This is a genomic window from Actinomycetota bacterium (assembly GCA_018334075.1).
Taxonomy (GTDB): Bacteria; Actinomycetota; Coriobacteriia; order Anaerosomatales; family UBA912; genus JAGXSC01.
Genome location: JAGXSC010000044.1, coordinates 41270 through 60225, shown reverse-complemented (window position 1 = coordinate 60225; position 18956 = coordinate 41270). Strand labels below are relative to the sequence as shown.

26 protein-coding genes are annotated in these 18956 nt (G+C 51.4%); 13 read left to right on the top strand and 13 right to left on the bottom strand.

The genetic code is table 11. From position 1 onward, the window contains the following. The first annotated feature begins 1 nt into the window (after position 1). From miaB to hflX, 6 genes are all read left to right on the top strand, one after another. On the top strand, positions 2-1327 hold the full coding sequence (gene miaB / locus KGZ89_05415; protein MBS3974288.1) for a tRNA (N6-isopentenyl adenosine(37)-C2)-methylthiotransferase MiaB: 1326 nt from the start codon (positions 2-4) through the stop codon (positions 1325-1327). Between the two features lie 26 nt (positions 1328-1353). After that, a complete protein-coding gene (gene amrA / locus KGZ89_05410; protein MBS3974287.1) occupies positions 1354-2715 on the top strand; it encodes an AmmeMemoRadiSam system protein A in 1362 nt (453 codons plus the stop codon). Further along, on the top strand, positions 2699-3658 hold the full coding sequence (gene miaA, locus KGZ89_05405; GenBank protein ID MBS3974286.1) for a tRNA (adenosine(37)-N6)-dimethylallyltransferase MiaA: 960 nt from the start codon (positions 2699-2701) through the stop codon (positions 3656-3658). The genes amrA and miaA overlap by 17 nt, the downstream gene beginning before the upstream one ends. A 41-nt stretch (positions 3659-3699) precedes the next feature. Then, positions 3700-4548, top strand: a complete 849-nt coding sequence (locus tag KGZ89_05400) for a diaminopimelate epimerase (GenBank protein ID MBS3974285.1) — start codon at positions 3700-3702, stop codon at positions 4546-4548. A gap of 24 nt (positions 4549-4572) precedes the next feature. Continuing rightward, complete coding sequence (locus KGZ89_05395; GenBank protein ID MBS3974284.1) at positions 4573-5730, top strand: LL-diaminopimelate aminotransferase; 1158 nt, start codon at positions 4573-4575, stop codon at positions 5728-5730. Between the two features lie 72 nt (positions 5731-5802). After that, a complete protein-coding gene (hflX, locus tag KGZ89_05390) occupies positions 5803-7053 on the top strand; it encodes a GTPase HflX (GenBank protein ID MBS3974283.1) in 1251 nt (416 codons plus the stop codon). 41 nt (positions 7054-7094) lie between these two features. Here hflX and lexA read toward each other — a convergent pair whose 3' ends face one another. After that, entirely contained in the window at positions 7095-7718 is a 624-nt protein-coding gene (gene lexA / locus KGZ89_05385; protein ID MBS3974282.1) for a transcriptional repressor LexA, read from the bottom strand. A 190-nt stretch (positions 7719-7908) separates the two neighbouring features. Between lexA and KGZ89_05380 the strand changes: the two genes are divergently transcribed. The 7 genes from KGZ89_05380 (at position 7909) to KGZ89_05350 (ending at position 12832) form a co-directional block, all read left to right on the top strand. Further along, positions 7909-8271 carry a LysM peptidoglycan-binding domain-containing protein gene (locus KGZ89_05380; GenBank protein ID MBS3974281.1) on the top strand — a complete coding sequence of 121 codons (363 nt, stop codon included), beginning with the start codon at positions 7909-7911 and terminating at the stop codon, positions 8269-8271. Positions 8272-8339: 68 nt separating this feature from the next. Further along, the gene (nrdR, locus tag KGZ89_05375; protein ID MBS3974280.1) at positions 8340-8786 is read left to right on the top strand and encodes a transcriptional regulator NrdR; all 447 of its coding nucleotides are present in this window, start codon (positions 8340-8342) and stop codon (positions 8784-8786) included. Between the two features lie 20 nt (positions 8787-8806). Further along, positions 8807-10921 (top strand): anaerobic ribonucleoside-triphosphate reductase, encoded by a 2115-nt coding sequence (gene nrdD, locus KGZ89_05370; GenBank protein MBS3974279.1) that lies wholly within the window; start codon positions 8807-8809, stop codon positions 10919-10921. 43 nt (positions 10922-10964) lie between these two features. Next, positions 10965-11210 carry a thioredoxin family protein gene (locus KGZ89_05365; protein MBS3974278.1) on the top strand — a complete coding sequence of 82 codons (246 nt, stop codon included), beginning with the start codon at positions 10965-10967 and terminating at the stop codon, positions 11208-11210. Between the two features lie 69 nt (positions 11211-11279). Further along, a complete protein-coding gene (locus KGZ89_05360; GenBank protein ID MBS3974277.1) occupies positions 11280-11936 on the top strand; it encodes an anaerobic ribonucleoside-triphosphate reductase activating protein in 657 nt (218 codons plus the stop codon). A 7-nt stretch (positions 11937-11943) separates the two neighbouring features. After that, positions 11944-12375, top strand: a complete 432-nt coding sequence (gene dut / locus KGZ89_05355; GenBank protein MBS3974276.1) for a dUTP diphosphatase — start codon at positions 11944-11946, stop codon at positions 12373-12375. Continuing rightward, a complete protein-coding gene (locus tag KGZ89_05350; protein ID MBS3974275.1) occupies positions 12356-12832 on the top strand; it encodes an NUDIX hydrolase in 477 nt (158 codons plus the stop codon). Before dut ends, KGZ89_05350 begins: the two co-directional genes overlap by 20 nt. Before the next feature lie 118 nt (positions 12833-12950). Here the strand turns inward: KGZ89_05350 and KGZ89_05345 are convergent, their stop codons facing one another. From KGZ89_05345 to KGZ89_05290, 12 genes are all read right to left on the bottom strand, one after another. Then, positions 12951-13262, bottom strand: a complete 312-nt coding sequence (locus tag KGZ89_05345) for a hypothetical protein (protein ID MBS3974274.1) — start codon at positions 13260-13262, stop codon at positions 12951-12953. A gap of 8 nt (positions 13263-13270) precedes the next feature. Further along, entirely contained in the window at positions 13271-13681 is a 411-nt protein-coding gene (locus KGZ89_05340) for an SH3 domain-containing protein (protein ID MBS3974273.1), read from the bottom strand. Continuing rightward, positions 13678-14229 (bottom strand): hypothetical protein, encoded by a 552-nt coding sequence (locus KGZ89_05335; protein MBS3974272.1) that lies wholly within the window; start codon positions 14227-14229, stop codon positions 13678-13680. Before KGZ89_05335 ends, KGZ89_05340 begins: the two co-directional genes overlap by 4 nt. Before the next feature lie 11 nt (positions 14230-14240). Next, positions 14241-14660 carry a hypothetical protein gene (locus tag KGZ89_05330; GenBank protein ID MBS3974271.1) on the bottom strand — a complete coding sequence of 140 codons (420 nt, stop codon included), beginning with the start codon at positions 14658-14660 and terminating at the stop codon, positions 14241-14243. An 86-nt stretch (positions 14661-14746) separates the two neighbouring features. Beyond that, positions 14747-15262, bottom strand: coding sequence for an adenine phosphoribosyltransferase (locus tag KGZ89_05325; GenBank protein ID MBS3974270.1), 516 nt, complete (start codon positions 15260-15262; stop codon positions 14747-14749). Between the two features lie 27 nt (positions 15263-15289). Then, positions 15290-15826, bottom strand: a complete 537-nt coding sequence (gene hpt, locus KGZ89_05320; GenBank protein ID MBS3974269.1) for a hypoxanthine phosphoribosyltransferase — start codon at positions 15824-15826, stop codon at positions 15290-15292. 21 nt (positions 15827-15847) lie between these two features. Further along, positions 15848-16279, bottom strand: a complete 432-nt coding sequence (locus KGZ89_05315) for a hypothetical protein (protein ID MBS3974268.1) — start codon at positions 16277-16279, stop codon at positions 15848-15850. Next, positions 16276-16977, bottom strand: a complete 702-nt coding sequence (locus KGZ89_05310) for a MerR family transcriptional regulator (GenBank protein ID MBS3974267.1) — start codon at positions 16975-16977, stop codon at positions 16276-16278. The genes KGZ89_05315 and KGZ89_05310 overlap by 4 nt, the downstream gene beginning before the upstream one ends. A gap of 14 nt (positions 16978-16991) precedes the next feature. Continuing rightward, positions 16992-17342: an FHA domain-containing protein gene (locus KGZ89_05305; GenBank protein ID MBS3974266.1), complete on the bottom strand. Its 351-nt coding sequence runs from the start codon at positions 17340-17342 to the stop codon at positions 16992-16994. Positions 17343-17456: 114 nt separating this feature from the next. Then, positions 17457-17717: a hypothetical protein gene (locus KGZ89_05300; GenBank protein ID MBS3974265.1), complete on the bottom strand. Its 261-nt coding sequence runs from the start codon at positions 17715-17717 to the stop codon at positions 17457-17459. Positions 17718-17745: 28 nt separating this feature from the next. Beyond that, a complete protein-coding gene (locus KGZ89_05295; GenBank protein ID MBS3974264.1) occupies positions 17746-18060 on the bottom strand; it encodes a hypothetical protein in 315 nt (104 codons plus the stop codon). A gap of 108 nt (positions 18061-18168) precedes the next feature. Continuing rightward, positions 18169-18903 carry a lipoate--protein ligase family protein gene (locus KGZ89_05290; protein ID MBS3974263.1) on the bottom strand — a complete coding sequence of 245 codons (735 nt, stop codon included), beginning with the start codon at positions 18901-18903 and terminating at the stop codon, positions 18169-18171. Positions 18904-18956: the final 53 nt, after the last annotated feature.

Sequence of the window (18956 nt, the reverse complement as noted above, 5' to 3'; positions counted from 1 at the left end):
TATGAAAACTTACGCAATTCGCACTTTCGGGTGCCAAATGAACAAACATGATTCCGAAAGGGTCGCCGGGCTTCTGGAGTCCTGTGGGCTTTCCCCTGCAGACAGCTTCACCGACTCCGATGTCCTGGTATTCATGACCTGCTGTGTCAGAGATAACGCTGATTCACGCCTGACTGGACAGGTGGCGAGCCTGAAAGCGATCAAGACCGAGCGCCCGGACGTTCTCATAGCGGTTGGGGGATGCATCGGACAACGCGATGGAAGCACGCTACTGAAAGAGCTGCCACACGTCGATGTCGTATTCGGCACCCACAACATCAGTCGCCTGCCAGAACTGCTGCTAACCGCTGCTGATTCGCCATCGGCTGTAGTTGAAATTATGGATTCCTCAGACACGTTCGCCTCCGAGCTGCCCTCCCAAAGAGAGCGACCATTTCAGGCATGGGTACCAATTACGGTAGGATGCGACAACTTTTGCACCTACTGCATCGTTCCGCATGTTCGAGGCAGGGAGCGCAGTAGAGCCATCGATGAGATCGTTGCCGAGACGAAACAGCTGCTGGCCGAAGGGGTTATAGAGGTCACCTTGCTCGGCCAAAACGTCAATTCCTACGGACGGGACCTGTATGGAGCCCCTCGCTTCACCGATCTGCTCGAGAAAGTCGCACAAACCGGGACAAGCAGAATTCGATTCGCAACTTCTCATCCAAAAGACATCTCCGATGAAACCATCGCGATGATGGCTAGCCAATCTGCAATCAGTCGAGCGCTGCACCTGCCGGTGCAGTCAGGATCTGACCGAATTCTTGAAGCCATGAATAGGGGATACACTGCGGCTCACTATCTTTCCACCGTAGAGAGACTTTACGCGGCGATGCCAGACCTCTCCCTTTCCACCGATATCATAGTTGGCTTTCCTGGTGAATCAGAAGAAGACTTCGAGCAGACACTTTCGTTGGTTGGCGCGGCCAACTACGATCAAGCTTTCACCTTCATATATTCGCCTCGGGAAGGTACGCCGGCGGCAACCTTGACAGAAACGGTGCCACGCGAGGTAACCCAGAAGCGATTTGACAGACTGGTTGAAATGATCCATGCCAGCGCCCTGAAAAAGAACGAAGCGCTTGTCGGTAGTGTGCAAAGGGTCTTGATTGAGGGCACCTCTAAAAAAGATCCCAATATGCTTAGCGGGCGCAGCGACGGCAACAAGATAGTCCACGCGCCGCTTTCCGCTAGCACAGCACTAAAAGCGCTAGAGGGACGTATCCTCGATGTAAAGATCACATCAGCGCAAACTTGGTTTCTTTCAGGGTATTTGCTTGAATAGAGGCACGCGAGAGCGGGGAGTGAGTCATGGGCCCTTCGGTATCTGAGGTTTACGGCATAATAGCTCCACATCCACCGATCATGCTTGAGGCAGTTGGCGGCAAAGATTCCGCTCGCACAGCTCAAACCTCTTCTTCTCTGCACTTTGCTGCAAAAGCGCTGACTCGGTTCGATCCCGAGATCATCGTGGTGCTATCACCCCATACCCCCACGATTGCTGGTGCCATAAGCGTCGACTCCTCACCCAAGCACGTTGGATCGCTAAGAGAATTTGGCGCGGCTACAATCTCAAGCTCCTTCCGAGGAAACCCCGCATTCGCTCAGGAATTACTTTATCGCCTTGACGATAGAGGTATTCCAGCAATCGACAGGGTGTCCGTACCTTCACTTTATGCGGGCACTTTAGATCACGGTGTGATCGTGCCGATGTCGATACTCAATCCAAATTCCCGCTGGCCAATTATCCCAATATCAGCCTCAACCTTAGCTTTAGAAAACTATCTCCACCTAGGCGCCGTTTTGCGTATGGCTGCGGCCTCCCTGAATACAAGACTTGCAGTTGTGGGTAGCGGAGACTGCAGCCACAAGCTCACTCCAGACGCACCGGCGGGATACTCTAGCCGAGCGGCCGAATTCGACAGGGCGCTGATCACTTTGATCTCCGCGAACGACTATCTCGGGCTTTCAAATCTTGATTCGTCGCTCATAGACGAAGCAGGTCAGTGTGGTTTGCGTTCGTTTATCGCAGTTGGTGCGGCATCTTCTCCCGCTTACACCAGAGTGCTCTCCTATGAGCGTCCGTGGGGAGTGGGCTATCTGACCGCTGTGATAAACGAACAGCTGGCTCCTTTGGGGGACAGTGTAGATTTTTATCCCCAAGCCGTGTTTGCCGATCCGATCACACTGGCAAGAAGCGCTATTCGGCACTTCCTTTTTACAGGAAAGATGCTCGAGCCTAAACTCTATGATGTCGGCGATCTTCCCGATCGCACAGGTGTTTTTGTGTCACTTCACAGTGAAGGCCGGCTGCGTGGATGTATCGGTTCGATATATCCGACTTGCGATAACATCGCGAGCGAAATCGCAAAAAGTGCAGTTCAAGCCGCTACCGCTGACTGCAGATTCGCGTCGGTATCGGCAGATGAACTCGATACTCTCACCATAAAGGTAGACCTCATCGAGCAGCCCCAAAAATGCAGCATCTCCGATTTGGATCCACGAAAATGGGGTGTGATCGTATCTTCCGGCACAAAAAGAGGAGTTTTGCTGCCCGACCTGAGTCACATCGAAACTCCCGAGCAGCAACTATCCATCGCCAAGAAAAAGGCTGGACTGAGCCCTGATGAACCTTACACATTAGAGAGATTCAACGTTGTCAGATATACGTGAGCTTCCCCAAAAAATTCCGGTAATCGCGATACTCGGCCCGACTGGCGTGGGAAAATCCAGTATCGGGCAGCTACTTGCCGAGCAGCTCAATGGCGAGATAATAAGCGCGGACTCCATGCAGGTCTATCGGGGAATGGATACAGGAACGGCCAAAGTCCCACCTGCGAGGCGAAGCGTTCGGTATCACTGCATTGATCTAGTCGAGCCTGGAGAGAACTTCTCGGCGGCTCTCTATCAAGAGTGTGCGCGCCAGGCGATCATCGACATCGACTCTCGCGAAAAAAGGCCATTTGTGGTTGGCGGCACCGGTCTTTATGTAAGAGCGGTCCTTGATGACTTTTCGTTTCCTGCAGGCGATGTATCTTCCGAGTCTAGACTTAAACTTGAGGCTGAGGCAGAGTGTATCGGCGCCCACGCGATGCACAAGAGATTAACAGCGGCCGACCCTGAATCAGCAAAGCTGATCCACCCAAACAATCTAAGGAGAACCCTCCGTGCGCTCGAAATGGCCGAGCAGGGCCGCTCTTACGCCGAACAACATTCGGGATTTTCCGAGTACCACGACGTATTCGAAACCCTCCGCTTTGGGCTGACCATGGAAAGAGCGGCCTTGTATCGGGCGATTGAGCTGCGAGTCGAATCGATGCTCGAGTCGGGGCTCCTCGATGAGATCGCAACACTGCTTGATCGCGGATTTCGCGAAGCTGTTACGTCCGCTCAGGCGATTGGGTACAAAGAGTTTGTCCCAGTGCTTGAGGGGCGTACCTCGCTTCTTGAGGCCACTTCCGCTGTCATTCAAGCAACCCGGCGATATGCGAAACGTCAGATCTCCTGGTTTCGTAGGGACGAGCGTATCGTCTGGATTGATGCAACCGGAAAGTCTCACGAAGATTGTGCCGCTGAAATTGCTCGGGCAATTGAATCAAACTCGTTCATAATGTAATCTGCGAAAACCGATTCACAACCATGAGGAAGTACATGTCAATTCGATTCACAAAGATGCACGGCCTCGGCAACGATTTCGTCGTGATTGAAGACCTCGACTGCTCCATTGAAATTCCGGCCGAAACTATCGCCTGGTTGTGCGATCGAAACCTTGGGATAGGCGGAGACGGACTGATACTTGTCAGGCCTGCAACCAGCACCGCCGCAGACTACTTCATGCTATATCACAACGCCGATGGCTCGAAGGCGGAGATGTGCGGGAACGGCGTTCGCTGCTTCGCCAAGTACCTTGTCGATCATTCACTCGTCGATAGCTCCCTCGGGGAGCTTAGGGTTGAAACTCTCGGCGGAATAAAGCCTATTCGCTTCGAGCTGACTTCGGCGGGGTTAATGGGTGCTGCGACCGTAGATATGGGTAAGCCTAGGGTTATCTCCAAAGATATTTCAGATTTGATGCCGGATGATATCGTTTCTGATTATTCGATCGCGACACCCTATGGAGAGTTCACCGCTACCGCTGTCTCCATGGGGAATCCGCACGCCGTGATATGGGTAGATGATATCGGTAAGGCGCCGGTCACAACTGTAGGGCCCATCATAGAAAACAGTCCCATTTTTCCTCTGAAAACCAACGTCGAGTTTGCGCAAGTAGTTGGTGTTGACAGAATACGCTTGCGGGTGTGGGAGCGGGGAGTGGGTGAGACGCTTGCCTGTGGAACAGGGGCATGCGCAACTTTGGTCGCAGCCAGCCTAGCCGATCGTGTCGGCAGAAGTGCCACCGTTGAGCTACCTGGCGGAGAGCTTTTCATCCTGTGGGACACCGATGACCACATATATATGACAGGACCTGCAACAGAAGTTTTTTCCGGTACCATCAATCTGCAATAACCAAAACGAAAGGATGCACCCGCAGTGAGAACAGCCAACAGGATCGCCAACCTTCCGCCATACCTGTTTGCCGAAATCGACCGCAAGAAAGAAGAGAAGCTTTCGCAGGGAATCGATGTTATATCTCTGGGCATCGGAGACCCTGATTTACCAACACCGGAAAATATCGTGAACGCAATGAGCGACGCTATCCGAGTGCCTTCCAACCATCAATACCCCAGCTATTTTGGGTCGAAGCGATATCGTGAGGCTTGCGCCGAGTGGATGAATCGCCGTTTCGGCGTGCAACTTGACGCGGACACAGAGGTTCTTGCTCTGATCGGTTCAAAAGAGGGTATCGCCCACGTCTTTATCGCCTACGTGGATCCAGGCGATGTGACTCTTGTTCCGGGATGCGGTTATCCAGTCTACCACACTGGCGGAATTCTCGTTGGTGGGGAGAGCTGGTTCATGCCGATGAGCGAGGAGAACGACTTCCTGGCGGATTTCGAGAGCTGTCCTCCGGATGTTCTTGCGAGAGCCAAGATGATGTTTCTGTCCTATCCCAATAACCCCACATCGGCCATTGCTTCGCCGGAGTACTTCGATCGTGCAATAGCTTTCGCAAAAAAACATGACCTGCTGTTGATACACGATAATGCCTACAGCGAGATTGGCTTTGATGGATACAGGCCGCCAAGCCTACTCGAGCGGCCAGGCGCCAAAGAGGTTGCAATCGAGCTATTTAGCTGCTCGAAAGCGTATAACATGACCGGATGGCGAATCGCCTTTGCGGCCGGAAACGCCTCTGCCATAAATGCCTTGGGCACCGTCAAAAGTAATATCGATTCTGGTGCCTTCACTGCGGTCCAAGACGCTGCAATAGAAGCGATGCTCGGGCCTCAGGAGATAACCTTCGAGCTTTCACGTGTATATCAGCATCGCCGCGATCTGGTGATCGACGCACTGAGCGATGCCGGAATATCCGCTCGTGTCCCCAAGGGCACAATCTATGTATGGGCAAAAGTTCCCGAAGGATACGACTCTGCCTCCTTCGCAACAAAAATCCTTGAACAAGCCAACGTCATAGTAGCTCCAGGAAACGCTTACGGCCCCAGCGGCGAAGGCTACATCCGCATATCTTTGGCCACGCCCGAGGATCGCCTGATCGAAGCTCTGGCGCGCATCAAGCGATCCCTCTAAAGGGAGGATGCAAAAGTGGGAGGGCGGACCAAAGCGCCCGAGTGGGAACGAAACGACCACCGCCCGCGCGCCATGCTGGTCGGCCTCGATTCCGGTAGCATGGAGTGGCCGATAGCAGAGTCTCTGGCCGAACTGGAGAGATTGGCAGACACTCTCGGGCACGAAATCGTAGCCGTAACCTCCCAAAAACTGGATAAACCGCATCCTCAGACATTCATTGGCTCAGGCAAGGTTGAGGAAATCCGCAAGATCGCCGAGGAAAGCTGTGCGGATTTCGTGATATTCGACGATCAGCTAAGTCCTCGGCAAGAGGCCAACCTCACAGATAAGATCCCTGGCAGACGAATACTCGACCGAACCGCCCTTATCCTCAACATCTTTGCGATTCACGCAGTTTCTCGTGAGGGCAAAATCCAAGTAGAACTCGCTCAGCTGGAGTACATGCTGCCGCGTTTGCGTGGCATGTGGAGTCACCTTGTCGCTGAGAGGCTCGGCGGTGGGCGAGGGACAAGATTCGGCGCCGGGGAATCACAGCTGGAAACCGACCGCCGGCTTGCAAGGAAACGAATCAGCGTATTGAAGCGAGAGCTTCGACAGGTCGCCATCACCCGAAACACGCAGCGTCAGTCAAGAAACCGAAGCGGGATATTTAGAGCCGCGCTTGTCGGATACACCAATGCCGGGAAGTCCTCGCTGCTCAACTCGCTTACCGGATCTGATGTTCTCGCCCACGACCAGCTTTTCGCGACCCTCGATTCAACCTCGAGGCAAATGACGCTACACGACGGCCAAAAACTCATTCTGACTGATACTGTCGGGTTCATCAACAAGCTTCCACATGAATTAGTGGAAGCCTTCAAGTCTACCCTGGATGAAGTCAGCGAAGCCGATCTTCTGTTACATGTGATAGATGGATCTCACCATCAGGCTCAGGCACAGGCAGCTGCTGTCATGAAAGTACTTCAAGAGATCGGCGCTGATCAAATACCAACTCTCAACGTTTATAGCAAGGTAGATCTGCTCTCTGAAGACGCCCTCCAGACATTGAGACGTAAATATCCAGATTCTCTGTTTGTCTCCAACGTAAACAAATCCGGCCTTGAGGATCTGATCGCAGGGATATCCGATGCGGTAAATGCGGCCAGCCGCAAAATGAGGGTGTTACTGCCGTATACAAGGGGAGACTTGGTACAACTTGCGCGAGAACAAGCTCATATAATCTCCGAGGAGCACACTGATAGCGGAACCTATCTAGTCGTTTTGGTACCGCCGAGACTCATCGACCGCTTTCAGCCATTCCTGGCATCGGTCCACTCTAGCTAAATCGCTGAGCGTGGAGGCAGCTTCAGCTCCTCAATTCACTCTTACATTCGGCGGAAAAGCGCGATGACCTTACCAAGTATCACAACTTCTCGGCTGTATATCGGATCGAGCGCCGAATTTTCTGGCTGCAGCCTGATTTGATTAGCCTCACGATAGAACCTCTTGACGGTAGCCTCAGAGTCGAGCAGCGCGACAACAATCTCGCCATTTGACGCAGTTTCCTGCTTGCGCACAACTACGAAGTCACCGTCCAAAATCCCCGCCTCGATCATTGAGTCGCCCCTGACACGCAGCAAAAAAGTGGATTCGTCAGCCAGCTCGGCAGGAAGGCACATCGTCGCCTCTATGTTTTCCGCGGCCAGTATCGGTTGTCCAGCGGATACCTGACCAACGAGCGGAACAACTCTTACCTGACTATAGTCAACAGCCCTTTGAGTGTCGCGATAATCGAACACTTCCAAGGCCCTGGGCTTAGAGGGGTCCCGCCTGATCAATCCTTTTGCCTCAAGAGCAGCCAGGTGGGCGTGAACCGTCGACGATGAAGAGAGTCCTACGGCCTGACCGATCTCGCGCACCGATGGGGGAAAGCCTTTGCGATGAACCTCGGAGCGAATGAAATCCAGTATTTGGAGTTGCCTCTTGGTTGGATCCTTGCCGTACGACATGGTAGATCTCCTAACCGAAAGTATGTTCGTATTCAAGTCTAGCTCAAACCAGAAGCTTACCGCAAATATCTATTGCATTCGAACGTATGTTCGTTTATCTTGAATAGGAACATATGTTCGCATATGTCAGACCGGGAGTGTACCTTTGAAGCAAATACTGACTCGATAGTGAAGGGAAAGGGTGCAAAGAATGTCACCGGGAAAAAAGCGTGCTCGACAAATACCGCGATCATGTAAATCTGCCTCACTCACGCCGTTGGAAACTTTCATCATTTTGGCTGCGATCATTGGCATCTGTGTTTCAGCATTTGTCGGCATGTCAAGGACTAACTCGATTGAATCTTTGGCGCTTGGATCAGGTACGGCTTTGGTGCGCCCGGGTGACACCCTGTGGTCTATGGCCGCAAAATATCGTACAGACAATCTTTCTACGGCTCAGACCGTTGAGATCATCAAACACATGAACGGAATCCGTGACCCGCTGCTTAGTGCTGGCGAATCAATAAAAGTGCCAATCCCTGATCGCCCAGAAACACTCACGGCATCGAGATAAGCTCTAGTCACACTACCACTACATGTTGTATTTTAGTCTTCAGTTGAAACCAACATGTAGGGGGACGAATGCGTTGCCCATTTTGCGCCAACGACGAAACCAAAGTAGTGGACTCCCGTGTCTCTGAGTCGCAGGACGCCATCAGGCGTAGACGTGAGTGCCTAAAGTGCACTTCGCGATTCACGACTTACGAGCGCCGAGAAGAGATGCCCTTGATGGTCGCAAAAAAAGATGGCTCCGTAGAGCCCTTTGATCGCGGCAAGATTCTCCGAGGGCTCCTGGTAGCGACCGCGAAACGCAATATCCCGATCGAGCGCCTTGAATCATTAATTGATGACATCGAGGTAGAGCTTCACAACTCCTTGCGATATGAGGTCACCGCAAGAGAGCTTGGCGATGTAGCCTTGAAGTTTCTCAAAGATATCGACAAGGTGGCCTACATACGCTTCGCATCGGTTTATAAGTCTTTCCAGGATCTTGACGAATTCTATCGTGAACTTAGAGACATCCAGTAAAGAGGTCGCAAAATATGGTCATGGAACGCACAATCAGCGTCATCAAGCCGCCGACTAGCGAGTATTCGGCAGATCCTACCGACATAGCATTGCTTGTATCCACCAATTCCAGACAGGAAATTGATCTTTGGAACAGGTCAAAGATCAGCCAGTCGCTTGTAAAGGAAGCGGGCATACCGATAGAGCTCGCCGAAGATATCGCAGAGGCGGTTGAAGCAAGGATCGATCGAACTGATTTGATGACAGTCACCACCGCCATCATCAGAGAGATGGTAGACCTCGAGCTACTTGAGCGTGGTATGACATATGCCCACAAGCGGCATAGCCATCTCGGTATTCCAATATGGGATCTTGAGCAGATAATCAATAACGCCAACAAGGAGAACTCCAATACCACTCATAATCCGGAGAGCGTCAATCTCACAATCGCCGAGACCATACTCAAGGAATTCGCACTTAGAAGAGTATTCTCCGAAGATGTCGCAGAAGCACATTATGTCGGCGACATCCACCTCCACGACCTTGGCTTTGTTGTTCGACCATACTGCGGAGGTCATTCACTTGAATACATAAAGAAATACGGCCTGAACCTGCCTAACGTCACTAGCGTATCCAAGCCAGCCCGACACGCAGAGGTTCTCATCGGTCATCTGGTGAAAATGGCCAGCTCACTTCAGGCTCATTATGCAGGCGCAGTCGGCTGGGAAGCGATAAACATATTTTTCGCGCCATACCTTACCGGCCGATCCGACGCCGAGGTCTATCAACTAGCCCAGATGTTGATTTTCGAGTTCAATCAGCTCGCGGGCGCCCGCGGCAGCCAGGTAGTTTTTACAGATTTCAACCTATATTTCAACGTGCCCAAGCATTTTGCGGACACCCCGGCAATTGGTCCTGGCGGGCAGTATACTGGTAAGACTTACAAGGACTATGAACCAGAAGCTCAGCGTTTTCTGGAAGCAATGTTCCGTGTCTATCTAAAAGGAGATGCGCACGGAAAGACATTTGTGTTTCCAAAACCCTTGCTGCATATTTCTGAAGATTTCTTTCAAGCACCCGGGCACGAAGAGTTCCTCAAGCTCGCATGCCAGGTCGCGAGCAAGCAGGGGATCACTTATTTTGTATTCGACCGAGGTGACGAGGTTACTGTATCTCAATGCTGCAGACTGAAGCTGAAGCTGAATGAGGATCAACTCAGTCAAACGAGCACACCCGAACACATGCGCTTTTCCGCTCTTCAAAATGTTACGATCAATCTTCCTCGTGTCGCATACAAGGCTCAGGGTAACGATAGCGCCTTGTTTCTCGAAATTAATCGTCTGTTAGAGCTGGTCGCTCGGGCACATATCCAAAAGCGAGAGTTCATACAATCCTTAGTCGATCTTGGCGCATCGGGTCCGCTGGGTATGTTGACACAAGATACCGACGGTGAGCCTTATCTCAAGATGTCGGAGCTAACCTATCTGGCAGGAATTATGGGGCTAAATGAACTGGTTCAGTTCCATACCGGCAAGCAGCTTCATGAATCGGAGGATGCTCTCAGATTTGGGTTGAAGGTAGTTGCGGCCCTAAACCTCAAGTGCAAAGAGCTCTCCAGTCGCCACGGCATCAACCTGGTACTGGAAGAGAGTCCGGCCGAATCCGCCGGGTACAGGCTTGCCAAGCTGGATATGAAGTATTGGCCGGCTCAAGCGACCTCGGTCATCAAGGGTAACTTTACTTCCGGGGATTACTATTACACCAACTCGATACACATTGCCGCTGACGCAGATGTAGACTACATCGAGCGTATCGAAAAGCAGTCAAGATTCCATCCATTGATAGAGGCAGGGGCTATCGTTCATGTATGGCTCGGTGAACATGAACCGGACCCCGGTGCGATTATGTCTTTTGTCAAAAAAGCCTTCCGGCAAACTCAATGCGCCCAGTTGGCGTTCAGTCCTGAATTCACAATCTGCGAAGACTGCTGTCAAACCAGTCGGGGACTAAAAGCACAGTGCCCGCTTTGTGGCTCACTCAAGGTGTACGGAGTAACGCGTATCGTTGGCTATTTTTCCAAGATTCAAACATGGAACAAATCTAAAGTAGGGGAACTCTATGATCGAGTGCGAACCAAGCTTGAAGGCCCCGTGTAAGAATCGGTGTACCAGGTCCGTCCACGCAAGATAGGGAAGCATAATGCATATAAAGTTGTTCGTGAAGGACGATTGCCCAAAGTGTCCGGCCGCCAAGCATGCGCTTGATGGGATCGACGACGTTCGAATATTTAACGTCGATGATCTCGACGGACTTACAGAGGCCACTTTTTATGGAGTTCTATCAACTCCATCAGTGCTTCTTTTAGACTCGTCGGGATCTGAGGTATTCAGCTGGCGAGGTACCGTACCCGACCCCGCGCAGCTGCGGAGCATGCTGGCCTCGTGACAAAAAATGTCCCTAGTGCTAACACGTAAACCACCCACAAACCGAATTGCCGGATGGACCGCGGCCGGAATGCTGGACTGGCCAGGCCGCATAAGTGTCACGGTTTTTCTGTCAGGTTGCGAGTTTTCGTGCCCATACTGCCACAATCCACAACTACGACATATCAACGACAGCCAAGACTGCTGGAAAGAACTGTTCGCCTACATCCACCAAAGAAGGAGGTGGATTGAAGGCGTGGTTATAAGTGGGGGTGAGCCCACCTCTGATCCCAATATCTTTTCCCTGCTCGAAGAGTTTGCCGCATATTCAATTCCCGTAAAACTTGACTGCAACGGCTCCAGCCCTGAAGTGCTGTACAAGCTGATCGTAGATGACCTGATATCTTCTGTGGCAATGGATATAAAGGTTCCATTCGACAGGTACGAAAACATAACTTCTATCCCGGATACCGGCAAAAAGGTCAAACTGGCTGCCGGGATGGTCATTGAGAGTGGTATCGCCCACGAGTTCCGGACTACAACGTTCCCGCAGCTTTTATCTCTGAGCGATCTTCCGTTGATAGCGCACGACCTTGCAGACGCTGAACTCTATGTTTTGCAGCAATTTCGCCCCCACCAAACGCTTGACCCTGCGGCTTTGCTCGTTCAGCCCTACACTACTAAGGAGCTCGAGCACGCAGCCGCAGAGTGTGGCAAATTTATTCCGACAATTACGAGAGGGGCATGAGTAGACCATGCATATAAAGATCAAGCGACTCGACCCTGATTTGCCGTTACCGGGATATGCGCATCCAGGAGATGCAGGATTAGATCTATACTCTTCAGAGTGTGTAACCATTCATCCCGGTGAGCGAAAGCTCATATCCACAGGAATCGCAATGGCCATTCCTGTTGGTTACGCCGGTTTTGTGCAACCCCGTAGCGGTCTGGCGCTAAAAAAAGGGCTCGGTATCGTGAATACGCCGGGTCTCATCGACTCCCACTATCGCGGAGAAATCAAGGTCATCGCAGTCAATACGGATCGCATAAATCCTATTGAAATCATCAAGGGAGATAAGATTGCCCAACTTGTGATTCAAAAGGTAACTTATGCAGAGCTCATAGATGTCGATGAGCTAGATGACACCGAGCGCGGAGGTAAAGGCTTTGGCAGCTCAGATCAGTAGAATCCCACGGATACGAGTTGCTGCACTCATCTTCCTTGATGGTCGGATCGTAGTGGTCCGGCACCGGCGAAAAAACTCGCGCTACTACTTACTGCCCGGCGGGGGGGTTGAGTGGGGGGAGACCCTCGAGCAAGCACTAATTCGTGAAGTGGCCGAGGAAACCGGCCTCCAGATTCAGGTGGAACGAGTACTGCTCGTAAGCGACACCATCGATCCCAATGGAAATCGACACGTAGTCAATGTGGTCTTTGAGGCCAAGGTCTCCAAAAGGCCAGCCACCATGAACAGTCGCGACAAAAGAGTTGAAGCGATCGAACTGATCACAACCGCTGAACTGACCAGGCTTGATCTCAGACCGCCAGTGGCAGAGCATCTACTAAAGTCTTTGCCACCTCATGGCGACACACAGCGGATATATATAGGCCCCGTATGGATACCTGATAGCGACGATGATTGATTGTTTGCGCACTTAAGAAATGATCCTGCAGCCCATGGCTCGCACATATTGCTAATCGTGGATAATGTATCTTATGTAATGTAAGCTCTGAGGAGCCTAGCCAACTCGGCGGTTGTGCTTATTGACCAATCTTATAGCGCTCAACAAAGGTCGATAGAGTCATATCTTCAAGATCCTCTTGTATGCCGATAAGCGCATCGTTTGCTTCTGCGCCGGAGTCAAAGCGAGCGATACAGTGAGCGATGCCGTCTTCCCTGATATCTACCGCCTCGACCAGATACGCCAAATCAATTGAGGCGATATCCTGTGGAGGAGTGCGATACAGTATGTCGTCCCGCCAGTCCAACGTCGTTTCCTCTGGCTCATCAACCCTCGTTACGCGAAGCCTGAAAAACTCTGAGGCTGGCCCAATTATCTTCTTGCTGCTCAACGTTCTCCCTACTGGATTTTGGTGTACTCTTCGTTGGCTGAAACATACCCTTCGCGGCCTTCCGAGTCTCTAACACGGTACCATCCGTTCTCGGTGCCTAAATACGTCAACTCTGTGCCTGCAGACAGTCGGCCAATCCTCTGGCTTGCACTGGAAGGGGCTGTCCTGAAGTTCAATCCCTCAATTATTACGGTGACTAGCTGTGGGCGGCCTTCAGCTTGATCTCCAGAGCTCGCCTCCCCTGCTGGCGTCGTGATCTCACTGGTGGGCGAGCCGGCCCGTGTGTCATCCGGGCGAGTTGGTGATCCGCGAAAATCAGCCCACCAGCCCATTACAACCAGCAGCAAAACAAGAAGTACGCCCACCCCAAAGAGTGTCTTCCACTTTTTGCTGTTTTTGATAACTTCATTGACGCTCATATATAAAGTCCCCCGCCGTAAACGGCAGTATCGCGAATCTTATATTCGATACATAACTCATCAAGAACTCTTCCTGCGAGTTTATGCTGTGAATCCACCTCCTTGAGATTTATTCCCCCTATCCTGTCTAAAATTTCACCCGCTTGACCTCCATCACTCAAACTTCCGGCCGTAGAAGCCAGCAGGTGTGCGGTATCTGCGATTTCGACTGCAGCGGCCTCCAGCTTGAATGGGAGTCGGCGAATGTCCAGTTCATCCCTAGTGATCAGCATGCGCTCGGCAATTTCCATTAGCGCTTTTCGATCATCGCTTTCCGCATTAGTCGCAAAAAAAATCAATGCGTCATCCGAATCGGCGATTAAATGCCTTATGACACTCAGAAATGAATGCCGGGCGGCGGATACTTGCTCATAGTAGCCAACCAAAGACAGAAGAGCTGACCTGACTATCCAGCGATAAGTCATTGCCCAGCCGAGGTAAGCAAGGGATAACAGTACCGTAAGCGCGACTAAGCCTACAAGTATCTGCAACAAGGTACTATCGAGCATGTCACCAACTTTCAGATACTTGCGATCTCCTGTTGATTCACGATATGAATAGGCTGATTCTCCAACATCTCCAATGCTTTTGAAGAATCTTCCACATCGAGCACAGCATAGGGCAATATCAGTGAATAAACACAGTCAAACCGCACCCCAGCGTTTGCGACAGTCGTCAGCGCGGCAGCCAAAGATCCCGGCCTATCGTTTAGCGCAAGACAAATAACATCTTTTTCGCTAAAAAGAACGTTGTTACTCTCAAGGACATTTCTCGCGGCGCCTGGAGAGTCCACAATCAAATGCAAAACACAGGTATCTTTGGAGTCACATACAGAGAACCCACGAATATTTACACCGGCATCACCAAGCATGTCGGTAACTTCACTGATCTGCCCTGTTCCACGCTTGATCGATATTGATATTTGGCGCACAGTCGACATCTTTACTCGCCCCCTACATTGACTACAGCTCCATACACTCCATGCAGGCTACTCTACAGCATTGTGGCGCTTACTATACTCGATGCCTAGCCCACATGTATCAGTGACAGAATTCTGGATTCGCCGAGTTTTTCTCTCCCTTTCAGAAAATCCAGCTCAATGAGGAAAGCAAATCCTGCGACCCTGGCCCCCATCGAGCTCACGAGCGAGGCCTTTGCAGCTGCCGTACCGCCAGTCGCCAGCACGTCATCGATTATAAGCACAATATCATCAGGTCCAATAGCGTCTGTGTGTACCTCGATCGCATCGTTGCCGTACTCAAGCTCATACTCGTGTGAGGTTGTATGCCAAGGCAACTTGCCGGGTTTGCGAGCAGGAACAAATCCAGCCTCTAGCTTGTAGGCAAGTGCTCCTCCAAATATAAATCCCCTTGCTTCGGCGCCGAGAACTTTTGTGATTCCTGCCTCCATGTACTCATCAGCCAGGGTATCTATCGCCTGCCGAAATCCTTCGGGGCTGGCCAACAGAGGCGTGATGTCTTTGAAGACAATCCCCTTTTCAGGAAAATCTGCTATATCCCGGATAAGGTCATTCAACTGCACTGTAGCATCCTCCTTGAAGACGAACCATTAGTTATCTGTCCGCAAATCTTCGAGAGAGAAGACGTCCGGAAGATTGCGGTATTTCCCCATAAAATCAAGGCCATATCCAACCAAAAATTTGTCAGAAACTCTAAATCCGCTATACGTAATCACTGGCTCAACGATTCTGCGAACGTCCTTATCGAAAAGTGTGCACACCTTCAACGACGATGGATTTCTTGCTCGCAGCATCTTCAAGACGTAGCTCAGGGTAAGCCCTGTGTCCACTATGTCTTCGACAACCAGCACATGGGCGTTTTCAATCGAATCATCCAGGTCTTTTGTAATCCGGACAACACCAGGTGAGCCTGCGCCGTAAGAAGAAACAGCCATAAAATCGATACGAAGGGGTAGATCAGCCGCTCGGCATAGGTCGGAGAGAAAAAACATGCCCCCTTTCAGGACAGTAACCATGCGTAAATCAAGTCCCTGATAATCTTGCGCGATTTGCGCACCTAAAGCATCTATTCGCAGAGCAATCTTCTCCGCCGAATAAATCGGTACAACTGGCTTGCGCGACTCAATACTCGCGTACCGATCAATCACCTATCCGCGTCCATTCTCGGCTTCGATGAACTCCCCGCCCCCGATATGCTCAGGGGTAATGCCGTACTTCATCAATAAATTTCGAAAATCACGTTGATAAAATATTTTTATGTTGATATCAGGGTAAAGCTCGCGGACGCGACGCACCTTGCGATTCTTCTTAGTGACCAGCTTTTGGCTCATGGTTGTCAGCTCAATATACAAGTCCAGGTCGGGCAGGTAAAAATCTGGACTAAAGGAGGCTACCACGTTGCCATTACCATCCCATTCGAGCGGAAACACAGTTGGCTCATACTCCCAGCGTATCTGATAGAACTCCAATATCTCGGCGGCAATTCGCTCGCTAGGGTGCGCAAACTTAATCTGCTCGATGCTGCGGCCTGGCTCGTTATCAGCAGATTGAGAGATGGGCTGGGTCATAGTGAAGCTCACACCACGTCCTCAAATACACGGCCCAAAGATCGCCGAACTAGGCCAGAGGTCAAACGCTCCGACAAAGCAGTAAGTTCGGATAGAGTTTCGACCAGCTTCTGACGAGTTTCTGGCGTTCTATGGCGAAAAGCAGGCATCAATATTTGCGAGAAAAACGCAGTCTCTCGTTCTGCAAAAGTCTCATACATTCGCAGGTGCCTGGGCTCCACGCCAAAGCGCCGCATGTCCCAACAAGTACGCACGATATCGACATCACTTCGCGTGAGCTGAGGGCCTTTCTCCTCGGCATGCAATTCGATAAGCCCAAAACTGGCCAATTCATTCACAAAAGATATCGGGACTCCCATTGTTGAAGGGACATCCTCAAGAGACACCCTCTCGGCTTCGTCCAAGGGTAATGCGGCAGGCTCAGTAGCACCCATAAGTTGGCGTATTTCTGCAGGCATCTTGCCGCTGTCATAATCTACGAGCTTTTCCCGAATGACCGAAAGGGGCAAGAACAGCTCCTTTTGCATGCGAAGAATAAGCTCAATTCTGGCAAGATCCGCCGAGGAAAACTTTCTGTACCCACCTGCGGTTCGCTCGGGAGCGACAAGTCCCTCTTCTTCCAAAAAACGAATCTTGGAAATCGAGATGTCCGGGCTAACCTGTCGCAAACGCGCGACCACCTGGCCAATGGTCATGTAATCTCTGCTCAACAGGGTTCACCCCTTTATTCTCCGGCAACAAATACCATCTGGAATCTTCCGATCTGGATAATGTCGCCGTCTCCCAATACTGCCTCGTCGACGAGCACTCCATCTATGTAGGTGCCGTTTAGCGAACCATTGTCTGATATTGTCACCTTTTTTCCAGAAACCCGGACTAGGGCATGGTTCCTGGAAACTGTTACATCGTTGAGAAAAATATCAGACGCAGGGTCGCGGCCAATTGCAGTTGAAGCCTGCTCAAGCCTGAAGCGCTCCCCTACCTCAGGTCCTTTGCTCACTACAAGAGCCGGGCCGATACTCTCGGTCACCAATCGAGTAGAAGCCATGTCTGGAGAGACTGGAGCAAATGACATCGTAGTTCCGCTGAGGGCGACCCCGCAACCTTCGCACTTCTCTAAAGTAGCATCAACTTCAACCCCACATGCAGGACATTTGCTCATTGGCAACTCGCTTCGCAGATAAGTTGGCTACTCAGGAAAACCGAACTCCCGCTTCTGAAACGAAGACGCTATCTGTTGCTCCAGTGCACCGATAACCTCGGGGTTTTCCAATACCTTGGCGAGCCGATCCTCGCTCAATCGATTGCGAACATAAGGATCTGTCAGTGCATCGGTCAGCTTTCGGCCATTTTGAACTTCGCGGATCAAATACTCGACTACCCTCTCCTCAATGGCATCTGTGGCGAGGTCGTCAAGAAACTTACGTACGTTATTTGTGATTGATGACACGGCGTTTCCTTTCTGGCGGACGCACCAATCACTTATCCTGGGCGTCTTCGAATGGATCGTCTGGGGTAAGCAAGGACAGGTTACGACTATCGCTCGCGAGAATATTAATCAAACGATCGATATCCTTACCGGAGATCAAATCTGCACCAGCTTCACGCTGATTCTTCAATCGCCTTACAAGCTCAGCTCTCAGGATGTCGATCCTGCCGTGTAGGATACGCCTGCGATACGATACGGCATTCTCTTCTTCATGTAGTGCATCAATCATCTCGCGCAGTTCAGCGTTTGTCTTGTGCTCAAGGTCGACTAAAGTATCGTCAAATTTATCCTCTTGGGCACTCATAGACCCTCCACTCCGGGAGCCGAACCAGTGAAAACTTCTCAGTAACTAACAGTATTATAGCACTTGTGAAGGGCAAATGTCTCAACCTCCAGTAAACATATACCCAACCTATGGCTGGCCTGGCACCTTGAATTCTTCAATCAGTGACTCGGCGAGCGTCTCTTCCCTTTCACTCAGTGCTCCATATGTAAATTCCACACCCAAAACTGCGCCAAATGCCCCGACGATCGAATCGGTAATCATCTCCGGATCAGGGGCGGCTCCTAAGAGCTGATCAAGGGAAAGGGTCTCTGCGGCGAGTCGGGCAATCTCTTCATTGCCAAGACCGAGCGCGATCCCCTCACGAACACAGTCCCGAGTTCGCACGAATGATCCATGCTGTAACACCGTCTTGGCGTACCAGGCCTGCGCGCTGCCACAAAGTTTGCGAGAATCTACAGATAGATCGGCCGACTGAAGCTGCAGGTAACAGGCGAAAGAGTTACTCTTGGGCCGAGTGAGATCAGTTCGATCGACTGGATCGATAGGGATACCCATATTGACAAAAGCCGCGGAGAGGGCGGTTGCAAGGTAGCCATATGACTCCTTGATACCTGACGGTATCCCGTCTTGCACTCCGGCTATCACCGCATAGGTAACCTCATCGCAATGAAAAACCGCCCTGCCGCCAGTGGGTCGTCGCACTACATCGATGCCGCTACTTGCGCACGCATGAAGATCAATGTTTTCGGCTCTTTGGAAACGTCCGAGGGAGAGTGTGGGAGTGCTCCACGCATAAATCCTGAGTGTGGCCGGGGATCTCGACTTAGCGTGCTCCAACTGGATAGCTCTGTCGACCGCCATATTCCAGGCACCACAAGAGGGTTGGTCGACTATCAGTCTCCACTGATAGGGCC

Excerpts from the sequence above, each read along its gene's own strand:
- nrdR (MBS3974280.1), top strand. The coding sequence starts at position 8,340 with ATGCGTTGCCCATTTTGCGCCAACGACGAAACCAAAGTAGTGGACTCC.
- miaB (MBS3974288.1), top strand. The coding sequence starts at position 2 with ATGAAAACTTACGCAATTCGCACTTTCGGGTGCCAAATGAACAAACAT.
- KGZ89_05365 (MBS3974278.1), top strand. The coding sequence starts at position 10,965 with ATGCATATAAAGTTGTTCGTGAAGGACGATTGCCCAAAGTGTCCGGCC.
- KGZ89_05295 (MBS3974264.1), bottom strand. The coding sequence starts at position 18,060 with ATGAGTGCCCAAGAGGATAAATTTGACGATACTTTAGTCGACCTTGAG.
- KGZ89_05380 (MBS3974281.1), top strand. The coding sequence starts at position 7,909 with ATGTCACCGGGAAAAAAGCGTGCTCGACAAATACCGCGATCATGTAAA.
- lexA (MBS3974282.1), bottom strand. The coding sequence starts at position 7,718 with ATGTCGTACGGCAAGGATCCAACCAAGAGGCAACTCCAAATACTGGAT.
- KGZ89_05360 (MBS3974277.1), top strand. The coding sequence starts at position 11,280 with ATGCTGGACTGGCCAGGCCGCATAAGTGTCACGGTTTTTCTGTCAGGT.
- KGZ89_05330 (MBS3974271.1), bottom strand. The coding sequence starts at position 14,660 with ATGTCGACTGTGCGCCAAATATCAATATCGATCAAGCGTGGAACAGGG.
- hflX (MBS3974283.1), top strand. The coding sequence starts at position 5,803 with ATGCTGGTCGGCCTCGATTCCGGTAGCATGGAGTGGCCGATAGCAGAG.
- KGZ89_05340 (MBS3974273.1), bottom strand. The coding sequence starts at position 13,681 with ATGAGCGTCAATGAAGTTATCAAAAACAGCAAAAAGTGGAAGACACTC.
- nrdD (MBS3974279.1), top strand. The coding sequence starts at position 8,807 with ATGGAACGCACAATCAGCGTCATCAAGCCGCCGACTAGCGAGTATTCG.
- amrA (MBS3974287.1), top strand. The coding sequence starts at position 1,354 with ATGGGCCCTTCGGTATCTGAGGTTTACGGCATAATAGCTCCACATCCA.
- dut (MBS3974276.1), top strand. The coding sequence starts at position 11,944 with ATGCATATAAAGATCAAGCGACTCGACCCTGATTTGCCGTTACCGGGA.
- KGZ89_05305 (MBS3974266.1), bottom strand. The coding sequence starts at position 17,342 with ATGTCATTTGCTCCAGTCTCTCCAGACATGGCTTCTACTCGATTGGTG.
- KGZ89_05335 (MBS3974272.1), bottom strand. The coding sequence starts at position 14,229 with ATGCTCGATAGTACCTTGTTGCAGATACTTGTAGGCTTAGTCGCGCTT.
- KGZ89_05290 (MBS3974263.1), bottom strand. The coding sequence starts at position 18,903 with ATGGCGGTCGACAGAGCTATCCAGTTGGAGCACGCTAAGTCGAGATCC.